The sequence below is a fragment of the Cribrihabitans marinus genome, from assembly GCF_900109035.1.
GTDB classification, from domain to species: Bacteria; Pseudomonadota; Alphaproteobacteria; order Rhodobacterales; family Rhodobacteraceae; genus Cribrihabitans; species Cribrihabitans marinus.
Window position 1 is genome coordinate 1 of record NZ_FNYD01000012.1, and the last position, 19,989, is coordinate 19,989.

The window sequence follows — 19,989 nt, forward strand, 5'->3', positions numbered from 1 at the left end:
CATCACCTCGGGGATGTCCCAGAGCGCCTGGAACTCGGTCATCACCCCGTCCTCGAAGCGGTAGAACTCGTGGAAGCGCAGGTGCATCTGGTGCCCGGTGGGCGGGATGTCCATCCAGGGTGCGGCGAAAGTGCCGGTATAATAGCCGCCGCAGCCGACCCAATCGGCGCCCTCGGGGGTGGGCCCGGCCATCACGATGAAGTCGCGCCGCTCCAGATCGGGGATCGCGGCGAAGAGCGGGGCATAGGCCCGGTCGTAGAACGCCTCGGGCCCGGTCATGTCGCCAAACGGAAAGGCCAGCCGGAACAGCGCGTCCGGGGCGGCGAGCCCGGCCAGCGCCGCGCGTACGCCGGTTTCGGTGAAATCATACATCGCCGCGCGCAGCGGCGCGAGCCGGGCCTTGTGCTCGGTATGTCGGTCGGGTGCGCTCATGTCCGCTCCTCCGAAACCCGGGCCGCGTCCGGAGACGGGGCAGGGCGCTCGCCGCGGTCATAGGCCTCCCAGCCGCGGCCGTCGAACACGTCGACGCCCAGCTGCGCCAGCACATGCGGGAAATCGACCATCACCCAGTTGTCCGCGATCCTGCCGTCCTCGACCTTCCAGAAATCCATATAGCGTATCTCCACCCGCTTGCCGGTGGGTTCAACCCCCATGAAGGCCCCGGTATGCCGGGCCTCTTGCCGGCCGAAGGCGGCGGCCCATTCGCCCATGTAGAGCCGCGCCTCGTCGATGCAGACCTTGTCCGAGAAGGCGGCCTGGAACGGGCGCTGCCAGTTGTCCTGAAACTCCCTGAGTCCGGTCTTGGTGCCGCAGCCGTAGTTGCCGCGCCAGCGGAACCCCTCGGCGAAGAACTCGCCGATATCGGCGATGCGGTGGTCGTTGAGCCCGTCGACCATGCTCTCGATCACTTGGCGGGTCTCGTCGGTTTTCGTCATGTCGGTATCGCGGCTCAGAACCGCCTGTTCGGGTCGGATGCCTTTCATCGGCCTTGTCCTTTTGGATATTCGCTGAAGGGGTTATGCGCGGGTTCGCCGCGCCCTTTCCAGGAAATCCCGGGGCATCCGGTTGAGCGCGGGGTGACGGCCCCGCGCCCGGTGACGGGCGGCACAGCCCATCAGCCCTTGACCGCGCCGGCGGTCAGGCCGCTGACGATCTGGCGCTGGAACACCATCACCAGCAGGAACAGCGGGGCGGTGATCGACACCGCCGCGGCGATGGCCTCGACCTGGTCGGTGGTCGTGGTCTCGCGGTTGAAATAGCCCGCGATGGCCGGGACCATCGTCTGGTTCTGCGCATCCAGCAGCAGCGAGGTGACCAGGAAGTCGTTGTAGCCCAGCAGGAAGCTGAACAGGCCGGTGGTGATGACGCCGGGCCACATTACCGGCATGATCACCCGCCGGAAGGCCTGGAAATGCGAGCAGCCGTCGACGCGGGCGGCCTCGTCCAGCTCGGTCGGGATGTTGTGGAAGAACGAGCGCAGCATCCAGATGGTGAAGGGCTGGTTGATCGCCACCAGAACCGCGATCACCGCATAGGGCTGACCATAGAGCGTGGGCGCGGCGTCACCGAAGATCGGGCGCAGGATCTCGGACGAGTTGATGAAGACCGGCAGGTAACCCGCCACCAGAACCGAGTGCGGCAGCGCGCGGAAGATCAGCGCCAGGATCAGAAGCCAGAAGGCAAGGTTGGATCCCGACCGGGCCAGCCCGTAGCCCGCCAGCGTGCCGACGGTCAGGGACACGGTGACGACACCGGTGGTCACGATCAGCGAGTTGATGAAGTTGCGGTAGAACTCGTTTTCGACCCAGACCGATTGGTAGTGCACCGTGGTCAGGCCCAGGATCGGATTGCCGAGCGGGCCGGCGATGGCGTTCAGGCCGGACAGCACCACCGGGAGAATGGCGAAGAACAGCACGATGAAAGCCACCGCAAAGCCGACGACCGCGATGATCCAGCCCAGCAGCACGGTGCCCGGCTGGGTGAAGCGGGCCACCATCTCGGGCAGCCGGCCCATGGCGAATTTCCCCGACCACCAGAGCACCAGCAGCCCCAGCACGATGTCGATGATCGACAGGCCGTCACCGCCCGCGCGGGTTCTCGGCCCGAAGATCACCTCGAGCGGGTTGGTGGCGAAGGCATCCACCGGCGACTTGAAGCTCATCACCGTGATCCAGAAGATCGGGAAGGCCGCGATCAGGCACCAGAAGGCGAGGAAACCGGCCGATCCGAGACGCAGCCCGAGGGACTGCCGCATTGCTTTGGGCGTCGACATGGTCAGTGGCTCCCCTTGTGGTCGCGCCAGGTGCGGCGCAGTGGCAGGATCAGCAGGATCACGATCCCGATCATGGTCAGCATGGCGCTGGCCGAGGCACGGCTGATGGCGCGGTTGCCCGAGTCGTCGGGGACCAGGAAGTCATAGGTCAGCCACTGCAGCGAGATGACGTGGCTCTGGCTGCGGAAACCGACGACCTCTTCGAACACGCGGTAGGAGTCCATCAGGTGGATGATCGCGATGAAGATGATCAACGGCATCAGATGCGGCACGATCACGTAGCGCAGACGCTCCAAACGGTTGGCCCCGTCGATGATCGCGCTTTCCAGCGTGTCCTGGTTCACGGTCTGCAATCCGGCGTAGAAGATCACGAAGGCGAAGGGCGCGACATGCCAGACCCGGTAGAACAGCATCAGCAACTCGATGGTCCAGGCCTGGGCGAACATGGCGATGTCCTTGTCCAGCCAACGCTCCAGCGCGGCGGTCAGGATGCCGTCGCCAACGAACAGCCAGTAGATCGACAGCGAGCCGATGACCGGCGTGATGATGAAGGGCAAGAGCGAGATGAAGATCACCGGCCCGCGCAGCGATCGCGCGGCATTGTTCACCGCCAGCGCGATGGCCAGGCCGACGCCGATCACCAGCGGAAGGGTGAAGAGCGTGAAGGTGAGCGTGAAGCGCAGCGCCTTCCAGAAGTCGATGGTCATCAGCTGCGACCAGCTGCCGTTCCGGATCGCCGCGCCGACGCGGTCGAATTCGAGAACGTCGCGATAGGCCTGCAGGCCGACGAAATGGGTCGTGGTCTTGATGTTGCCGTTCTCGTCCATGACCGGCCGGCTCTTGACCTCGGTAACGCAGGTCTGGGTGGGAAAGCCCGGGGTGCAGGTCTCGACCTCGACCTGCTCGAACTCGGGCTGCACGTTGTAGAAACTCTGGGTGAAGACGCTGACCAGCGGGAACGCGATGAACAGCATCATCATGAACAGTGATGGTCCGACGAACGCGATGAATGTCTTGAACTTCATGTCTCCGGCCCTTCCTCGGCTGGGTGACTTTGCTGGTGGCGCCTGCGTACTTCGGGACGGTCGGGCGGGGTGCCGCGACGTCCGATGCCCCGGCAGGGGCGGGTGGAAAGGCGGGCGTGCCGCCTTCCCGGAGTGGTGTTACTCGGTGATCAGTCCGGCCTCTTTGGCCGACGTGATATAGGCCGCCTCGATATCGGCCAGGGCGGTCTCCGCATCCTTGGCGCCGGTCAGGTAGTCGCTGATGCCGTTGCCGAGCGCGGTGTGCATCAGGCCCATGGCCGTGGTCGACGGATAGGCCGGCGGGGAAGGCTGCGCGCTGAGCGTCTCGATCGCGCCCGTGGCGAAGCGGCCGGGCTCATACCCGGGAACCAGCCAGATCGCGGCCTCGTTGTTGGCGCTCACCATCTCCTCGTCCAGGCCCTCGACGATCAGCTTGAACGCGGCGACGGCCTCTTCATCCGAAATGTTCGCGGCCACGACGATGCCGTCCCACCAGATTGTGGTGGCCGGCGGACCGTCCGCGGTGGCCAGCGGGGCGGCAGCGGTTTCCACCAGCCCGACGACCTGGCTTTCGCCCTCGATGTCGGCGGCGGCGGCGCGGCTGGCCCAGAGGTTGGCCATCGCGATCTTGCCCTGCTGGAACTGCTGCTGGACATAGGTGGAATCCGACACCAGGTATTCGGGGTCGAGATAGGGCGTCATCGCCTTCATGGTCTCAAGCGCGTTGATCCCGGCTTCGTTGTTGATCGTCGGGTTGTTGCTGTCGTCGACGAAGCTGCCGCCGTAGCCGTAGAACATGTTCACGAAGTCCTGCGCCAGGTTCCAGCCGGACTTGAGTGTGGCGCCCAGCGGGTAGTCGACCACGCCGGCCTCCTGGATCTTCTCGGCCGCGGCCATCACTTCGTCCCAGGTCTGTGGCACCTCGAGGCCCAGATCCTTGAGGATGTCGGCGCGATACTGCAGGTGCTGTGTGTTCACCATCATGGCAATCGCCATGATCTTGCCGTCGATGCGGATCAGCTGGTTGGGCGACAGGTCCTGGCCGTATTCGGCCACCAGATCGTCAAGCGGGCGGATCGTGCCCTCGTTCAGAAGCGGGGTGATGGTGCCGTTCGACACGCCGCCGAGATGGTAGAGCGACGGGCTGGCCGCAAAGGCGGCGGGCTGCTTGGTGCGGAACTCCTGGTCCAGCTCGGCTTCGAAATTGCCGCATTCGGCCATCGCGTCGGCGACCGCCTTCCAGGCCTCGAAGCCCGCCGACAGCATCTTGACCTCGATCTCGTTCTCAAAGGCGCATTCGGCCCATACGCCGGTGCCGGTCACAGCGACCGCCCCGGCCAATGCAAGGTTTCTCAACTTCATTCTTTCTCTCCCTGTAAACTACCGGACGCCGCCCATGTCGCCGCGCCCTGTTCCGCCCCATCCCTGACGGGGCAATTGCGCAGGACCTCAGGAGGCCCCGATTCTCGCCCCCGTCGCCGTGTCGAACAGGTGGCAGATGTCGGTCGGCACCGAGAACGAGACCATGTCGCCGATCTCGGCCCGGAATTCCTTGTGCGCCTTGACCGAGACGAGCTGGCCGCCGGCCCGCACCGTCAGCATGGTGGCGTCACCCAGAAGCTCGATCGTGTAGAGCGGGGCGTTGACCTGGCCATTGCCGTCGGCGACCTCGGCATCCTCGGCCCGGAAGCCCAGCGTCACCTCGCCGTCAGAGGCCTGCAGCCCGGAAATCTCGACATTCTTGCCGCGGAAGGTGCCGCCCTCGATCACGCCTTCCATCAGGTTCATCGCCGGCGAGCCGATGAAGCTGGCGACGAACGTGTTGGCGGGCATGTCATAGATGTCGGTGGGCGTGCCGACCTGCTGGACGATGCCCTGTTTCATCACCACAACGCGGTCGGCCAGCGTCATCGCCTCGATCTGGTCATGGGTCACATAGACGGTCGTGACCTTCAACTCGTGGCTGAGGTTCTTGATCTGGGCGCGGGTCGAAACCCGCAGCTTGGCGTCCAGGTTGCTGAGCGGCTCGTCCATGAGAAACACCGACGGCTTGCGCACGATGGCGCGCGCCAGGGCGACCCTCTGGCGCTGGCCACCGGACAGCTCGGCCGGTTTGCGGTGCAGGAAATCGGTCAGCTCGACCATCTCGGCCGCCTTCATCACCCGCTCGTCATGGGTGGCGGGGTCGGCCTTTCGGACCTTGAGCGGAAAGCGGATGTTCTCGTAGACGTTGATATGCGGGTAGAGCCCGTAGGACTGGAACACCATCGCCACGTCGCGGTCCTTGGGGTCCAGGTCGTTGACCTTGCGGTCGCCGATCCAGATCTCGCCCTCGGTGGCATCCTCCAGCCCCGCGATCATCCGCATGGTCGTGGTCTTGCCGCAACCGGACGGACCGAGCAGGACCAGGAATTCCTGGTCGGCGATGGTCAGGTCGAAACTGTCGACGCCAACGAACGATCCCCAGCGCTTGGAGATTTTGCGGAGTTGGATTTCTGCCATGTCAGTCCCTGTCGGTTGCTGTCGAGATCTTTGCAAGCGTATTCAAAACATCATTGCGCAAGACCTGATTCGTGGCAAGGGCTTATTGTTCGCCGCGATTCGGGCCCGATGAAACCGACCTCCCACACCGGGGTTACGCTCTCAGCTGCCGGGCGCGCAAAAAGCGCGCTATGCGCGCGGCACATGGGTCATTGCGAAATTATCGGGTTAGGAGGTGTCGGCAGCAAGCAATTTTCCGGCGTCAGGAGCTAGATCCAGGACTCGGATCGGCCTCAGCACCCGGCGGAGCACGCCGGGACTGACGGGGCCGGGCCGATGGTGGGTCCGGCAGAGCACGGAGGTCCGTTGGTGCGGCCAATCCCTCCTTGAACGCTGCCCGAGGTTGATCTAGTGTGATGAATACGTATTCAGGCCGATTCGCGGATCACCCGTCCCGAAACGGCCGGGCGAGCTTGCCGGGAGGCGGCCAGGACAGGTGCATGGGCAGGTCGGCCCGGCGTCGCACCGGGGCCGAGCGGCGCGTCGGACGCCCTGAAAGGGGCGCCCAATCCGATCAGGACAGGAGGCAATGACATGACCATCACCTACCTCAAGCGCGGCAAGCCCGAAGCCGACCGGGCCGAGGACGACGCCAAGACCCGCGCGGTGGTCGAGGCGACTCTCAAGGACATCGAGGCGCGCGGCGACACGGCGGTGCGCGAGCTGAGCGAGAAGTTCGACAAGTACAGCCCGCCCTCCTACCGCCTGTCCGAGAGCGACATCGAGGCGATCACCTCGAAAGTGTCCGAGCGCGAGATGGCCGATATCCGCTTCGCCCATGACCAGGTGCGCAACTTCGCCCAGGCGCAGCGCGACTCGATGAAGGATATCGAGGTCGAGACCCTGCCGGGCGTGATCCTGGGCCACAAGAACATCCCCGTGCAGTCCGTGGGCTGCTATGTGCCGGGCGGCAAGTTCCCGATGGTCGCCAGCGCGCATATGTCGGTGGCCACCGCCTCGGTCGCCGGCGTTCCGCGGATCATCGCCGCGACGCCGCCCTTCAACGGCGAGCCCAATCCGGGCGTGATCGCCGCGATGAAGATGGGCGGCGCGCACGAGATCTATGTGCTGGGCGGCATCCAGGCGATCGGCGCGATGGCGCTGGGAACCGAGACCATCGACCCGGTGCACCTGCTGGTCGGTCCCGGCAACGCCTTTGTCGCCGAAGCCAAGCGCCAGCTTTTCGGCCGCGTCGGCATCGACCTCTTTGCCGGCCCGACCGAGACGATGGTGATCGCCGACGACACGGTCGATGCCGAGATTTGCGCCACCGACCTTCTGGGGCAGGCTGAACACGGTTACAACTCGCCCGCCGTCCTGTTGACCAACAGCCGCGCGCTGGCCGAGTCCACCCTGGCCGAGATCGACCGGCTGCTGGGGATCCTGCCGACCGCGGGCACCGCCTCGGTCAGCTGGGACGCCTATGGCGAGGTGATCCTGTGCGACAGCCATGACGAGATGCTGGCCGTGGCCAATGACTACGCCTCGGAGCATGTGCAGGTGATGACCGGCCGCGACGACTGGTATCTCGACAACATGACCTGCTATGGCGCGCTGTTCCTCGGCCCGCGCACCAATGTCGCCAATGGCGACAAGGTGATCGGCACCAACCACACGCTGCCCACCAAGAAGGCCGGGCGCTATACCGGCGGGTTGTGGGTCGGCAAGTATCTCAAGACCCACAGCTATCAGAAGGTTCTGACCGACGAGGCGGCGACGATGGTGGGCGAATACGGCTCGCGCCTGTGCATCCTCGAAGGTTTCGTCGGCCATGCCGAGCAGTGCAACGTGCGGGTCCGCCGCTATGGCGGGGTCAACGTGCCCTATGGCGCGCCCGCGCCGCATCGCGATGCCGCAGAATAACCTCCAGAACATCCCACAGGAGACCCCAACCAGATGACCCCGACCGAGATGGAAGCCCGCATCGTCCGCTACGGCGACCTGCAGCCCTGCAAGACCGCCTTCATCGACGCGCATACGCCGGGCAGCGACCAGAAGGAAAACTTCACCATCATCGGTGGCGGTGTGTCCGAAAGCCCCGACCAGCACGTGCACATCACCATTCCGCACGGGTTCAACATCGGCGCCGCCGGCCAGCCGCCGCGCTGCCGCAACAGCCTGCACAACCACCGCACCGCCGAGGTCTTCTTTGTCCTCAAGGGGCGCTGGCGGTTCTTCTGGGGCCGCTGGGGCGATGCCGGCGAGGTGGTGCTGGAAGAGGGCGACATCTTCAACATCCCCACCAACACGTTCCGCGGGTTCGAGAATATCGGCACCGATTACGGGATGATCATGGCGATCCTGGGCGGCGACGATGCCGGTGGTGGCGTGATCTGGGCGCCGCAGGTGATCGAGGATGCGAAGGATCACGGGCTGGTTCTGGGTGACAACGGCAAGCTCTACGACACCAAGAAGGGCGAGAGCCTGCCCGAGGGCGTGAAGCCGATGCCGCTTCTCACCGAGGAGGAACTGGCCAAGGTGGACGAGCCGACCCCGATGCAGGTCATCGGCGGCTATGTCCGGCGCTACAACGACCTGTGCGCCATCGCCTCGGACGCGCCGGCCAAGGTGATCGGCAAGCAGGGCGTGATCCGCGACCGGCCGGGGTTCGAGGTCGACCTGATCACCCGCGCCAGCGCCACCGACAGCAAGCACAGCCATGACCGCCCGTCGGTCCTGATGCCGGTCAGGGGCCATTGGCGCGTCGAATGGGAGGGCGGCGCCGCGACCCTGGCGCCCGGAGATACGATGAGCGTGCCCGAGAACCTGGCCCATTCCGCAGTGCCGTCGATGACCGGCGAGGCCGCGCTCTACCACGTGATCGGCACCGACGATCCGGCCGGCGCGACCTGGAAGGGCTGAGATGGCGGACGGGGCAGGGGCCGAGGGGACCGCGATGAGTGACCTTCAGGGCGCCAAGGCGCTGGTGCGCGCGTTCTATGCGGCGCTGGACGCCGCCGAGGGGCCCGACGTGGCCGGGGTGATGGCGCGGTTCTGCGCCCCCGACCTGCTGTGGCGGGGGTTCCACCCGTTCGACGAGCAGAGCGGGCCCGAGGCCGTGGCGCAAACCTTCTGGGTGCCGCTGAAATCGGCGCTACGGCCGTTGCGGCGGCGGCTGGATCTGTTCTTTGCCGGGCGCAATCACGGTGACGGCGCTGTCTGGGTGGCGTCGATGGGGCACCTGATGGGGCTGTTCGACGCGCCCTGGCTGGGCATTCGCCCCACGCGCAGGATCGCGATGCTGCGCTATGCGGCCTTTCACCGGGTCGAGAATGGCGCGATCACCGAGACCGCGATGTTCTTCGACATCCCGCATCTGATGATGCAGGCCGGGCAGAATCCGTTTCCGCCGCAAACCGGCGCGCATCTGGTGCAGCCAGGTCCGGTCGATCACGACGGGCTGCTGTTTCAGCCGCAGGATCCCGAGGAAGGCGAGCGCACGCTGGCCGCGATCGAGTTCATGGTCAAGGATATCGGCGGCGGCTGGCGCGGCGGTGCCGACCATTCGCTGGTCGACGAGCTGCGCCGGTCCTGGAACGAGGACATGATCTGGTGGGGTCCGGCCGGTATCGGCGCGACCTACACCATCGAACGCTATGCCGAGCAGCATTCCGGCGCCTTCCGCGCGGCCTTTGCCGGGCGGGTGTTCAACGGCCATGTCTGCCGCATTGCCGAGGGCAAGTTCGGCGGCTTCTTCGGCTGGCCCAACCTGACGCTGCAACCCACCGGCGGCTTCATGGGGATGCCGGCCACCGGCCAGGCCGGTGACATGCGGGTGATCGACATGTATCGGCGCGAGGGCGACAAGCTGTCCGAAAACTGGGTCTTCATCGACCTGCTGCATTTCTGGAAACAGCAGGGGCTGGACGTGCTGGGCCGGATGCAAGGCCTGACCGCCTGAACGGCGGCGCTCAACGGTCGCGGCCCACGCGGCCAGTGCGTAGCGGTAAATGGCGACCACCTGCGGCGCCAGGCCCTGCGCGCTCAGGCCGCGGCTGAAATACGGCACGATCCCGAAACAGATCGACGCGAACAGAACCCCGGCCGCCGCCAGGGGTTCCGAGGGCAGGGCGTATCCGGGTGTTCGATGGGAAGTGCTCATCCACCCGCCATACCAGATTCCCTGCGCCCGGAAACCGGGCGGGTCAGGCCCCCCGGGGCGGGATCTCGGGCAGCCTGCCGGCCGCCCAGCTGCCGGTGGCCAGGTCGCGGATATGGTCAATGACCTCCTGCGGCACGTCGTGGTCGGTCTCGGTCCCGCGCAGCGGATCGTCGTGGAACAGGTAGACCCGCGACAGGAACTGTTCGAACTCCAGCGACCCCTCGCCGTGGCGTTCGCCGTTGCCGCCGGTGGACACGACCGCGCCGCCGCCCCAATCCTGGCCGCTGTCATTGTTGGGATTGTAGAAATAGACCCGCATCTTGCCCGCCTGGTCCTCGCCCACGCGCAGGATCGCGATGGCGTGCCAGCCGACGAACTGTCCCTGGGGATCGGTGACCGCGATACCGGCGGGCTGCGGGTGGCTGACCGGACGGTCGCCATTGAAAAGCGGGTGATAGCTGGACATGAACCGGCGCAGGAAGGTGTCATAGCCGGTCAGCCGGCCGCTGGTCACGTCGACGGCAACGGCGCAGTCCCGCGCCACCCACCAGCCGTGGAACTGCGGGTTGATCCAGCGATGCGGATCGCCGTCGCGCCCGGCGCAGAGCCGCCCCATTTCGGCATAGATCCGGTCGAGGTGAGACACCAACAGGACCGAGACCGGATCGGCGTCGATCGGCCCGAACCCGGCCAGGCCCACGGGCAGGTCGGCGGCGTCGATCGCGGTGCCTTCGAACTGCATCAGGACGGTGTCGAACTCGGCGGCCTGGGTGACGATGTGCAGCAGGTAGTCCGGCTCGATCAGCGCCCACATGGCGATGGCGCGCGCCGCCTGGCAGGTCGGGTTGGCGCCCTGGCCGATGCCCAGCGGCTGTCCCAGCACCTGGACAACCCCGGCCAGCAGATGCGCCTCGGGCGGCACCGCCTCGCCGAAGCCCTGGATCAGCCGCTCGCGGGCTTGGCCGCGCACGGTCAGTTGTAGCTGCCGGTCCAGCGCGGGGACCATCGGCGCATGATGCAGGATGCCTCGTTCGAGCAGCATTGCCAGGCCATAGACCGCCTGCGGCGTCGCCGGCGTGACCGCGGCACCGATCAGGTCCTGGATCAGGCGGCGGTAGTTGCGCCAGGAATCCAGGCCGCGCGACCCCAGCCCCAGCGCCTCGGGTACAAGCGGCCGGTCGGCATAATCCACCGCCCAGGTAACGAAGGCCGCGTGATAGTCCGACACCAGCCCCGTGTCATGCATGGCGCGGGCAAACCCCATCGCCTCGCGCGACAGGCCGGCCTCGTCGAAATGCGCGATGCGGTCCAGGTAGACGGCAGTACCGGGATCGTCCAGCGAGGCCACGGTCGGACCGAACAGCGCGCTGACCAGGCGTTCGGCGCCCAGCCGTTCGTTGCCCGGCTCGGTGCCCTTCTCGTGCAGCGCGATGGCGATCTGGGCGATCATGTCCTTGGCCACACCCACCTGCACCGAGCGCTGTTCCAGCAGACGCCAGATCTCGGTCACCAGCACACCCAGAACGTCGGTCAGGCCGATATGCTCGAAGATGTAGGTCAGCGCGCGCCGCTTGCGGTCATACCGCTCACCCAGCATACGCGCGGTCTCGTCGGGCGGCAGGAAGATGTCGCGCAGGTTCAGGGCCAGCACCTGGGTCAGGAAATGCCGGGCCTGGTCGCTGTGCAGGTTGTCATGCCGTGCCTGTCCGGTTGCCACCGCCAGGAATCGCGCCAGGCTGGTCAGCTCAAGCGCCGCCGAGACCGGATCTTCCGAGCTCAGTGTGCCGCCCACAAGCTGCGGCAGAAGCGTCTCGGGCCGGTCCCAGTCGGACCCTGCAAACAGCCCGGCCGCGTCCATCCGGGCTGCCTGTGCCGCGATCGCGTCCAGCCCGCCGGGCATGGCCTGCAGCCGCGCCACAACGTCCAGGACCGGGCGCTGGTGGCGGAACTTGGCGAAGGGGCGCGCCTGCTCCAGCCGAGCGATCGCGACGTCCAGCGTCTCGGCCAACCGCAGGGCCGGGGCGTCGACCCCGGACCCTTCGGGCGGCGGCGCGGAATGGGCGGTATCTGCGGTCATCAGACGTAGTAGTCCAGCTCTTCCTGTTGCTTGAGAAGATCCCGCAACTCGTGGGCATTGTCACCGAAGAAATAGGCCAGCCCCCAATGCGTGCCGAATGCCGAGCGCTTGGCGACCTTGTGCTCGCGCGGGTCGGACAGCTCGTGAAACTCGAAATAGGGATGGTTGGCGGTCTGTTCCGGGATCTCCAGCCGGCTGACCACGCGGCGGCGCGGATAGACTCCGAAACAGCCGGCATGGCCCTTGGCGTCCTTGATCGGCGTGGGAAAGAACGCGTCCAGCTCCTCCTGCGTGGTCTTGGGGTCGAAGGCGACGACCAGACCCTGGTAGCCGTTGAAGCCATAGGCGCGCTCGATCAGCTCCAGCGCGTTGAACCCCGGCGGGCGATAGGCGACCTCGCCAAAATAGAGCTTGTTGTCGCTGGTCAGGAAATACTCGGGATGGATGAAGCCGAACTCGATGTCGAAGACTTCGATCAGCTTCTCGATCTCCTCGGTGATCCGCTCCCGGTGCGCTTCCAGTTCCGGCGTCGCCGGCACAAAGACCGAATAGCCCAGCGTGACGTATTCCGAGATGTTCAGGAACTGGATCTTGCCGTCCTTGATCCACGCCTCGACCGCGAATTCCCAGCCGTCCAGATGGCTTTCCAGCAGCGCCGGAAACTCGTCGTCGGGGATGCCGTCGACATCCTCGGGCGTGCGGATCACCCGGTGCCCGGCGGTGCCCGACTTGTCGAAGGCCTTGAAGTGGATCGGATCATTGGGGTCGCCGTCCAGCTTGAGCAGGGTCTGGTTGACCCGCTTGAGGAAGCGGATGACGTCGCCGCGGTCATGCGCCTCTTCGAAGACGCCGACCCGGATGCCACCCAGCTGCGCGCGCCGCTTCATCAGCGACTTGTCGCGGAACAGCATGGCCTGGCCCAGCAGGCGCGGGTTCTTGAGCAGCACGGCATTGATCGCGCCGGCCCATTCCACCGTCTCCTCGAAGATCGGGATGGCCACGTCGACGCCCATCTCCTCGAGCTTGTGCGCCAGCTCGTTCGAGCGTTCGTTCAGCCGGTCAAAATCCCACGGCACGAACGGGATGTCGTTCTGCTCGCAATAGGCCTCGGCCCAGGGCGGGGCGACCACCACATACCGTCGGTCGAACCGGTCCACGGCGTCGATGGCGTTCAGGCTCCAGCCCAGGAGGGCGACATAGCCCTTGTCGGGGTTCTTATCGGTCATTGTTCCGTCCTTTCCGTCGGCAGATCCTGACCTGACATGGTATGCCGTCCGCCGGCCCCTCGGGCGTGACGGTCCGCGCGGTGGCGGGGTGTGATCTGCTGTAATCGTGGTTACGCGCATCGGGGTCGGCATCGGGTCAGGGCCCGCCCGTGTCTCGCGTGGGTGCAGTTCCGTCGCGGTCGACCTTCCTGCGGCGCGGGGCCGCTTGCTGGTGTCGCGGGCAGCGTCACGGGGCGCATGTGAGATGCGCCGCCAAGCGGCCGGTCGTCCCCGGTCCAGGCCGGGCGGGGCGGCCTCTTGCGCCCGGTTCGGTATACCCCATGATCCCACGGATCGGGGCAGGACATCAACTGCGCAGACGTGAACCGGTTCCCCGCCCTTTGGAGCAACCCGGGTCAACCGCCTGACTTCGCAACGTTAATCCGGGATGCGATTTTCCGACGCTCTAGGCTTCAGGGGGTGGTCTGGCGGGCGTGAAAGACGAAGCCGAGGAAATTCAGCAGAACCTGCGCGGCCAGCGTGGCGGTGACCCCGCCGGGATCGTAATCCGGTGCAACCTCGACCAGGTCGATCCCCACGACCTCGTGTCGCCGCGCCAGGGCCTGCAGCATCTCAAGCACCTCGTAGTAGAGGAACCCGCCATGGCTGGGCGTGCCGGTGCCCGGCGCGATCGAGGGGCAGAACCCGTCGATGTCGATGGTCACATAGACCCGAGCGCCGATCGGGATGCGGGCGATCACCTCCTGCGGCCCCAGCGCGCGGGCCTGGCGCACCGACAGGATGTCGGACCCCATCGCGCGGGCGGCCTCGTACCCGTCACGCGCCGTGGATGAGACATTGCGGATGCCGACCTGGGTAAGCCCGGTGACATAGGGCTTCTCGGCCGCGCGGCGCAGGCAGTTGCCGTGGCCGTTGCGCACCCCGTGGCGCTCGTCGACGAAATCCAGATGCGCGTCGATCTGCAGGACATGGATATCGCCATTCCCCTCGAAGGCGTCGATGCAGGGGATGTTGACCGAGTGGTCGCCGCCCAGCACCACCGGAAAGGCGCCCGCCCGCAGGATCGTGTCCACGCCGTCGCGGATGTTGGCGTGGCTGGTCGCGGTGTCGGTATGCACGATGTCGGCATCGCCCAGATCGACGATGCGCACGGTCTCGGGCAGGTAGGTGCAGTCGTCCTCGTGGTCATAGGCCCCGCCCAGCCCGAACGAGAACAGGGTCGAGGCCTCGCGGATCGCGCGCGGCCCGAACCGGGCGCCGGCGCGGAACTGGGTGCCGGCGTCGAAAGGCGCGCCCAGCACCGCGATATCGGCGTCGAGCGCGTCCCAATCGCCGACATGGGGGCGCTTGCCGAAGGTGGAAATGCCGACGAAGGGCAGGTTCAGGCGGGGCTTGGTGTCGCTCATCTCGCGCTCCGGGCGGTTTCGCTCTGTCTGATCGCATCCTACGCAGGTGTCGTGGCCGGCGGCAAATCCGGGGCCGCTCCCGCGGTGTTTCCCAGGGCGAAGGGCGGCTTTCATCCTTGCCTTGGCGCCGGGATCGTCCGAGAGAGACCGGATGAAAGACCGCCCGTTCCTCTTTATCCTGGCGACGCTTCTGATCGACGCGATCGGCATCGGGATCGTGTTCCCGATCATGCCCGAGCTTATGGAGCGCGTGGGCGCGGCCTCGAACGCCGAGGGTTCGCTCTGGGCGGGGCTGCTGATGTCGGCCTATGCCGGCGCGATGTTCCTGTGCGGGCCGGCCATCGGCTCGTTGTCGGACGCCATCGGACGCAAGCCGGTCCTGCTGGCCGCGCTGGCGCTACTTGCGGCGGATTACGTGGTCATGGCGCTGGCCGGGTCGCTGTGGCTGCTGTTGCTGGGGCGGCTGATCGCGGGCATGGCGGGCTCGACCTATATCACCGCGACGGCCTATATCGCCGACATTTCGACAGCGGGCGAGAAATCCGCGCGGTTCGGCATGATCGGTGCGGCCTTCGGCATCGGCTTCGTTCTCGGCCCGGCCCTGGGCGGGCTGGCGGCGACCATCCACTTGTCGGCGCCGTTCTGGATCGCCGCAGCCATGTCGGCGGCCAATGTCCTCTTCGGTCTCTTCGTTCTGCCCGAGAGCCTGCCGCCCGAGCGCCGGCGACCATTCGGCCGGCGCGAGCTCAACCCCTTCGCCCAGATCCTCGACGCGTTCCGCATTCCCAACCTGGCCGTGCCGCTGCTGGTGCTGTTCGTCTTTGAGTTCGCCAACATGGTCTATCCGGCCCTTTGGGCGTTCTGGACGCGCGAGGTGTTCGGCTGGTCCACCGCCCTCATCGGCCTGTCGCTGGCGGCCTACGGGGTCATGCTGGCCGTGGTGCAGGGCGGGCTGATGCCGCTGCTGGTGCGTGGGCTGGGCGAGTTCCGGGTGCTGGTGATCGGGCTTCTGGCCGCGCTGGTGGGGATGGTGGGTTTCGGGTTTACCGAAACGCTGGTGGGGCTGGCGCTGTTTTTGGTGCTGGCCGCTCTCTCGGACCTGGCGCCGCCGCTGCTGACTGCGATGTCGTCCAACCGCGTCGATGAAAGGCGGCAGGGCATGGTGCAGGGGGTCATCGCCTCGCTGTCGTCCTTTGCATCTGTGGTCGCGCCCCTGATCCTGACCTTCGTTTTCGAGGTCTATACCGACGACGAGGGCGAGCTCTACATGCCCGGTGCCCCGTTCCTGCTGTCCGCGCTGATGGTGCTGGCGATCCTGCCCCTGGCGCTGCGCCTGGGCCGCGCCACCGGCCTCTCGCTCGATCGCCCGTAGGCCGTTGCGGGGCGCGACACCTCGCTCGTGTCGCGAACCGTGCGGACGAAAGAAGACGCCGCAATGGCCGGCCTTGCTTGTTAACCGGGCCCCAAGGTTGATGCGCATGAAGTTTGCGCATATACTCTTCACAAGGAGGCTCCACAATGCAAGCAAGCAAGACCGCCCGCAAGGCCACCAACCTGTCGCTGGACCAGACCCTGCTGGCCGAAGCGCGCGCGCTCGGCGTGAACCTCAGCCGCGCCGCCGAGGCGGGGCTGAGCGAGGCGGTGCGCCGCGCCAAGGCCGAGGCCTGGCGGCGCGAGAATGCCGAGGCGATCGCCAGCTCCAACGACTGGGCCGAGGCCAACGGCCTGCCGCTCGAGGCGTTCCGGCAGTTCTGATGGCGAAATACGATGTCTTTGCCGGGACCCAGCCCGGAACGCTGTTGCTGGATGTGCAGAGCGACCTGCTGGGCGGGCTGAACACGCGGGTCGTGGTGCCGCTGATCCCGCAGGGCCAGGCGCCGGTGCCGGCGCGGTTCCTGAACCCGGTGGTCGAGATCGACGGGGTGCCGCATGTGATGGTGACGCAGTTCCTGGCCGCGGTGCCGGCGGGAATGCTGCGCGATCCGGTGGACAGCCTGGCGGCGCGCGCCGACGAGGTGACGCGCGCGCTGGACATGCTGTTCCAGGGGTTCTGAGCGCTAGCCCGCCCGCGCCGACAGCGCCGCCTCGGCCAGCGCGCGGGCCTGCGCCAGGTCGCGGCCGCGAAAGGCGCTGTCCAGCGCGGCGAGCCGGGCGCGGGCGGTGTCGTCGCCGTCCTTGGCGGCCAGCGCGATGGCGCGGCGGGCGGGTGCGACCTGCTCGGCATAGAGCTGCCCGGCGGCCAGCCCGTCGCGCAGGGCGGTCTCGGCCAGGGTCAGCGCATCCAGCGCCTTCTGGTATTCGCGGGTGCGGGCGCGGTCGTCGGCCTCGCGCAGGGCGTCGGTGACGCGGGCCAACTCGTCCTGCACGCAGCGCTCGGCGTTCAGCGCGGCCAGTTCCTTGCGCTGCGCCAGGGCCTGCCGCAGGTTGCTGTCGAAGCGGCCATGCTCGACCATCCCGTCGGTCATCTCGGTCAGCACCCGCCGCGCCTGCGACAGCAGCCCCATCGCCGCGGCCTGGTCGGGCAGGGCGCCGCGCGCGCGCTTGAGCATGTCGACACATTCGATCAGCTCGGGGCGGAACCGGCCGGCGGCGGGCAGCTTGCGCAGCCCCGCGATCATGTCGCGCAGCCGGGCGTGGTTGGCCTCGAAATCGTCGTCGCGCTCCTCGGGGCGCAGCTCTTCGACCAGTTCCAGCCCCTTGGTGCGCACCTTGAGCTCGGTGGCGGCCTTGCGCAGGGTCAGCACCGCGCCGACCCAATTGGCGCTTTTGGTGAAGTTCTCGGCCTCGCCCATCATGTCGCGCACATCCGCCAGCACCGGGCGGGCGGCGCCGCCGCCGGGGGCCTGCGCCTCGATGGCGGCGATACCGGTCTCCAGCCCGGCGCGCAGGCGGGCATAGTCGGCGCCGCGTTCGGCCTCGGCCATCATCGCGGCGTGGCGGTGTTCCTGGGCGTCGCAGGCGGCCAGCGCCCGGTCGATCTCGCCCTGCGCCTCGGCCTTGGCGCGGCGGGCCTCGTCCTCCTCGATCCGCGCCAGGTAATCCTCGATCGCGATTGCCCCGCCGCCGGCGCGATGGGCGCGGGCCTCGGCCAGCCGGGCCTGAAATCTGGGCTCTTCGACCAGATAGCGGCGCACCGCGTCGATCTCGCGATCCAGCGCGCGGACGGTGTCGGCCTCGCGCGCCATCAGCTGCGCGGCGCGGGCGGGCTCGGCCTCGCGCGCGGCGGCCAGCGCCCGGGCTAGTGGCGTGGCCAGCCCCGCCAGCAGCCGGGCGCCGCGCGGCGGCAGGGCGCGCACCCGGCCCAGCACCGCCTCGGCGCGGGCCATGTCGTCGCCCGCATCCGCCGTCGGGGCCGGGTCGGCGCCGCCTGGGGCCGGCACGATCCCGAACCGGGTCAGAAACTCCTGTTGCGTCCGGGTCAGCATGGATGCTCCGCCCTGAAGGTGTCGGATACAGTCTGACCGGCTTTGCGCGATCCGCCAACAGGGCAGCGCCAAAAACCGACAAACCGGTGTCGCGGCTTGGCTTTTCCCTTGCGTCAAGCGGGTGTTTTGCGCTTGGCTGGAAACAGTTCATTTCAGATCGGACCACAGGTCGATGCCATTTGCGAATACCCTTTCCCCGCGCACGGTGGTGCTGGCCGGCGTCCTGTCGCTTCTGGCGCAGGCGGGGCTGGCGCAGACCGCGTCGAACATCGCGCCCTCGACCTTTCAGCCCGAGAACCGGCAGGCCACTTCTGCGCCGGTGACCGTGGCGCGCGACCCCGGCGCCGACACGCCCGCCGGGTCCGACCGGCTGTTCGTGACGGTGGGGGCGGTGGACCTGCGGAACCCGCTGCCGCAGATGCGGGCGGCCAACGAGCGGTTCCGCGCCACGCTGGCGGGCAAGCGGGTGCCGGCATCCGAGATCTTCCGCGCCGTGCGCGAGCTCGAGGCGGCCTACGCCGAGGCGGGATTTGTTCTGGCCCGCGTGGTGCTGCCGCAGCAGACGGTGCGCGACGGCGGCACGGTGCGGGTGGAGGTGGTGAACGGCTTTGTCGAGCGCATCGACAGCAGCGCGGTGCCGGACCCGGTGCGCGCCCGCGTGGCCGCGATCACCGCGCCGCTGGTGGGCCGGCCCGGGTTGCGCATCCAGCAGATCGAGCGCGCGCTGCTGCTGGCCGGCGACACCTATGGCGTGCGGCTGGCCTCGACCCTGGCCACCGGCCAGCAAAGCGGCGGAACTGCGCTTATCCTGGACGGGCAATACAAGCGCGTCACCGGCTCCTACGGGCTGGACAACACGCTCTCGGACGAGCTGGGGCCGTTCAACCTGAGCATGGGGCTGGAGCTGAACGGCGCGCTGGAGATGGGCGAGACCTTCTATGGACGGCTGGGCGGCGCGCCGCAGGACTATTTCAGCAGCGATCCGCAATACCGCATCGCTGCCCTGGGCGCGGTGGTGCCCATCGGGCTGGACGGGCTGACCTTCAATGTCGAGGGCACGCTGAGCCAGTCCAACCCCGATGACGCGCTGGTGCCCACCACCAGCCAGTTCGACCGGCTGTCGCTCAGGCTCTACTATCCGTGGATCCGCTCCCGCGCCTTCAACCTGACCTCGCAATTCATCCTCGACCGGCAGAATGACGAGCAGGAGCTGAAGCTGCCGGGCGGCAACATCCCGATCTATCGCGACGAGCTTACGGTGCTGCGCGCCTCGCTGGATGCCGGCTGGCAGTTCGACTCGGGGGCCTATCTGCGCACCAGCGCGATCCTGTCGCAGGGCATCGACGCGCTTGGCGCGCGCAGCGCCGCCGAGGCCGCCGGAAACGGCGTGCCGTTGTCGCGGCAGGGCGCGGATGACGAGTTCACCAAGCTGGTGGTCGGCGTAAGCTATGACCGGCCGCTCAGCCCCGACTGGAGCCTGTCGCTGCGTGGGCGGATCCAGGAGAATTTCGGCGATCCGCTGCTGACCTCGGAGCAGTTCAGCATCGCCGGGGCGGGCGAGCTGTCGACCTTCGACGCAGGCTCCGTCAAGGGCGATGACGGCTGGGTGATGCGGGCCGAAGTGGCGCATCAGAGCCGCATGTCGCTGGGCGGCATCGGCCTGATCGTCAAGCCCTATCTGTTCGGCGCCTATGGCGAGGTCGGGCTGGAGCAGCCGACGATCGTCGAGCAGGGCAGCACCACCGCCACCTCCTACGGTGTCGGGATCGAGCTGCTGACCATCGAGGAGTCTGATTACAGCAACGCCACGCTGCGGCTGGAATACGGAAGGGGGGAACGGGATGACAACGAACCAGATGACGACCGGTTCAGCATCGTCGCCAGCCGCCGGTTCTGAGCCGCGGCGGGCGCGGGT

The 19,989-nt window shown here is 67.4% G+C and carries 17 protein-coding genes; 7 read left to right on the top strand and 10 right to left on the bottom strand.

Features of this window, described 5'->3' with window-relative positions; genetic code table 11:
- The 6 genes from BMX57_RS17460 to BMX57_RS17485 all read right to left on the bottom strand — a co-directional run.
- The coding region (locus tag BMX57_RS17460; protein ID WP_143057941.1) for an ester cyclase at window positions 1–432 on the bottom strand (432 nt) is incomplete at its 3' end.
- Window positions 429–983: an ester cyclase gene (locus tag BMX57_RS17465; RefSeq protein WP_092370268.1), complete on the bottom strand. Its 555-nt coding sequence runs from the start codon at window positions 981–983 to the stop codon at window positions 429–431. The genes BMX57_RS17465 and BMX57_RS17460, both read right to left, overlap by 4 nt.
- Before the next feature lie 131 nt (window positions 984–1,114).
- Window positions 1,115–2,272 (bottom strand): carbohydrate ABC transporter permease, encoded by a 1,158-nt coding sequence (locus BMX57_RS17470; protein ID WP_092370271.1) that lies wholly within the window; start codon window positions 2,270–2,272, stop codon window positions 1,115–1,117.
- A gap of 2 nt (window positions 2,273–2,274) precedes the next feature.
- Entirely contained in the window at window positions 2,275–3,297 is a 1,023-nt protein-coding gene (locus BMX57_RS17475; protein ID WP_092370274.1) for a carbohydrate ABC transporter permease, read from the bottom strand.
- A gap of 138 nt (window positions 3,298–3,435) precedes the next feature.
- Window positions 3,436–4,659, bottom strand: coding sequence for an ABC transporter substrate-binding protein (locus BMX57_RS17480; protein WP_092370277.1), 1,224 nt, complete (start codon window positions 4,657–4,659; stop codon window positions 3,436–3,438).
- A gap of 87 nt (window positions 4,660–4,746) precedes the next feature.
- Window positions 4,747–5,799, bottom strand: coding sequence for an ABC transporter ATP-binding protein (locus BMX57_RS17485; RefSeq protein ID WP_092370280.1), 1,053 nt, complete (start codon window positions 5,797–5,799; stop codon window positions 4,747–4,749).
- A 573-nt stretch (window positions 5,800–6,372) separates the two neighbouring features.
- Between BMX57_RS17485 and hisD the strand changes: the two genes are divergently transcribed.
- From hisD to BMX57_RS17500, 3 genes are read left to right on the top strand one after another with little or no spacing between them, the layout of a single operon-like run.
- Entirely contained in the window at window positions 6,373–7,701 is a 1,329-nt protein-coding gene (hisD, locus tag BMX57_RS17490) for a histidinol dehydrogenase (RefSeq protein WP_092370283.1), read from the top strand.
- A 33-nt stretch (window positions 7,702–7,734) separates the two neighbouring features.
- A complete protein-coding gene (locus tag BMX57_RS17495) occupies window positions 7,735–8,700 on the top strand; it encodes a cupin domain-containing protein (protein WP_092370286.1) in 966 nt (321 codons plus the stop codon).
- Window positions 8,701–8,734: 34 nt separating this feature from the next.
- Window positions 8,735–9,739: a nuclear transport factor 2 family protein gene (locus BMX57_RS17500; RefSeq protein ID WP_092370558.1), complete on the top strand. Its 1,005-nt coding sequence runs from the start codon at window positions 8,735–8,737 to the stop codon at window positions 9,737–9,739.
- A gap of 244 nt (window positions 9,740–9,983) precedes the next feature.
- Here BMX57_RS17500 and BMX57_RS17510 read toward each other — a convergent pair whose 3' ends face one another.
- The 3 genes from BMX57_RS17510 to speB form a co-directional block, all read right to left on the bottom strand.
- Window positions 9,984–12,017, bottom strand: coding sequence for a hypothetical protein (locus BMX57_RS17510; protein WP_092370289.1), 2,034 nt, complete (start codon window positions 12,015–12,017; stop codon window positions 9,984–9,986).
- Window positions 12,017–13,243, bottom strand: a complete 1,227-nt coding sequence (locus tag BMX57_RS17515) for an ATP-grasp domain-containing protein (RefSeq protein ID WP_092370292.1) — start codon at window positions 13,241–13,243, stop codon at window positions 12,017–12,019. Before BMX57_RS17515 ends, BMX57_RS17510 begins: the two co-directional genes overlap by 1 nt.
- A 452-nt stretch (window positions 13,244–13,695) precedes the next feature.
- A complete protein-coding gene (gene speB / locus BMX57_RS17520; protein ID WP_092370295.1) occupies window positions 13,696–14,649 on the bottom strand; it encodes an agmatinase in 954 nt (317 codons plus the stop codon).
- Between the two features lie 151 nt (window positions 14,650–14,800).
- Between speB and BMX57_RS17525 the strand changes: the two genes are divergently transcribed.
- From BMX57_RS17525 to BMX57_RS17535, 3 genes are all read left to right on the top strand, one after another.
- Entirely contained in the window at window positions 14,801–16,021 is a 1,221-nt protein-coding gene (locus tag BMX57_RS17525) for an MFS transporter (RefSeq protein ID WP_092370298.1), read from the top strand.
- A 146-nt stretch (window positions 16,022–16,167) separates the two neighbouring features.
- On the top strand, window positions 16,168–16,404 hold the full coding sequence (locus BMX57_RS17530; RefSeq protein WP_092370301.1) for a type II toxin-antitoxin system CcdA family antitoxin: 237 nt from the start codon (window positions 16,168–16,170) through the stop codon (window positions 16,402–16,404).
- Entirely contained in the window at window positions 16,404–16,703 is a 300-nt protein-coding gene (locus BMX57_RS17535) for a CcdB family protein (RefSeq protein ID WP_092370304.1), read from the top strand. Before BMX57_RS17530 ends, BMX57_RS17535 begins: the two co-directional genes overlap by 1 nt.
- Window positions 16,704–16,706: 3 nt before the next feature.
- On the opposite strand, the gene BMX57_RS17540 is transcribed toward BMX57_RS17535, so the two are convergent.
- Window positions 16,707–18,074 (bottom strand): hypothetical protein, encoded by a 1,368-nt coding sequence (locus BMX57_RS17540; RefSeq protein WP_092370308.1) that lies wholly within the window; start codon window positions 18,072–18,074, stop codon window positions 16,707–16,709.
- A 172-nt stretch (window positions 18,075–18,246) separates the two neighbouring features.
- On the opposite strand from BMX57_RS17540, the gene BMX57_RS17545 reads away from it, so the two are divergent.
- Entirely contained in the window at window positions 18,247–19,971 is a 1,725-nt protein-coding gene (locus BMX57_RS17545) for a ShlB/FhaC/HecB family hemolysin secretion/activation protein (RefSeq protein ID WP_092370310.1), read from the top strand.
- The last annotated feature ends 18 nt before the right edge of the window (window positions 19,972–19,989 follow it).

Excerpts from the sequence above, each read along its gene's own strand:
- BMX57_RS17465 (WP_092370268.1), bottom strand. The coding sequence starts at position 983 with ATGAAAGGCATCCGACCCGAACAGGCGGTTCTGAGCCGCGATACCGAC.
- BMX57_RS17470 (WP_092370271.1), bottom strand. The coding sequence starts at position 2,272 with ATGTCGACGCCCAAAGCAATGCGGCAGTCCCTCGGGCTGCGTCTCGGA.
- BMX57_RS17475 (WP_092370274.1), bottom strand. The coding sequence starts at position 3,297 with ATGAAGTTCAAGACATTCATCGCGTTCGTCGGACCATCACTGTTCATG.
- BMX57_RS17480 (WP_092370277.1), bottom strand. The coding sequence starts at position 4,659 with ATGAAGTTGAGAAACCTTGCATTGGCCGGGGCGGTCGCTGTGACCGGC.
- BMX57_RS17485 (WP_092370280.1), bottom strand. The coding sequence starts at position 5,799 with ATGGCAGAAATCCAACTCCGCAAAATCTCCAAGCGCTGGGGATCGTTC.
- hisD (WP_092370283.1), top strand. The coding sequence starts at position 6,373 with ATGACCATCACCTACCTCAAGCGCGGCAAGCCCGAAGCCGACCGGGCC.
- BMX57_RS17495 (WP_092370286.1), top strand. The coding sequence starts at position 7,735 with ATGACCCCGACCGAGATGGAAGCCCGCATCGTCCGCTACGGCGACCTG.
- BMX57_RS17500 (WP_092370558.1), top strand. The coding sequence starts at position 8,735 with ATGAGTGACCTTCAGGGCGCCAAGGCGCTGGTGCGCGCGTTCTATGCG.
- BMX57_RS17510 (WP_092370289.1), bottom strand. The coding sequence starts at position 12,017 with ATGACCGCAGATACCGCCCATTCCGCGCCGCCGCCCGAAGGGTCCGGG.
- BMX57_RS17515 (WP_092370292.1), bottom strand. The coding sequence starts at position 13,243 with ATGACCGATAAGAACCCCGACAAGGGCTATGTCGCCCTCCTGGGCTGG.
- speB (WP_092370295.1), bottom strand. The coding sequence starts at position 14,649 with ATGAGCGACACCAAGCCCCGCCTGAACCTGCCCTTCGTCGGCATTTCC.
- BMX57_RS17525 (WP_092370298.1), top strand. The coding sequence starts at position 14,801 with ATGAAAGACCGCCCGTTCCTCTTTATCCTGGCGACGCTTCTGATCGAC.
- BMX57_RS17530 (WP_092370301.1), top strand. The coding sequence starts at position 16,168 with ATGCAAGCAAGCAAGACCGCCCGCAAGGCCACCAACCTGTCGCTGGAC.
- BMX57_RS17535 (WP_092370304.1), top strand. The coding sequence starts at position 16,404 with ATGGCGAAATACGATGTCTTTGCCGGGACCCAGCCCGGAACGCTGTTG.
- BMX57_RS17540 (WP_092370308.1), bottom strand. The coding sequence starts at position 18,074 with ATGCTGACCCGGACGCAACAGGAGTTTCTGACCCGGTTCGGGATCGTG.
- BMX57_RS17545 (WP_092370310.1), top strand. The coding sequence starts at position 18,247 with ATGCCATTTGCGAATACCCTTTCCCCGCGCACGGTGGTGCTGGCCGGC.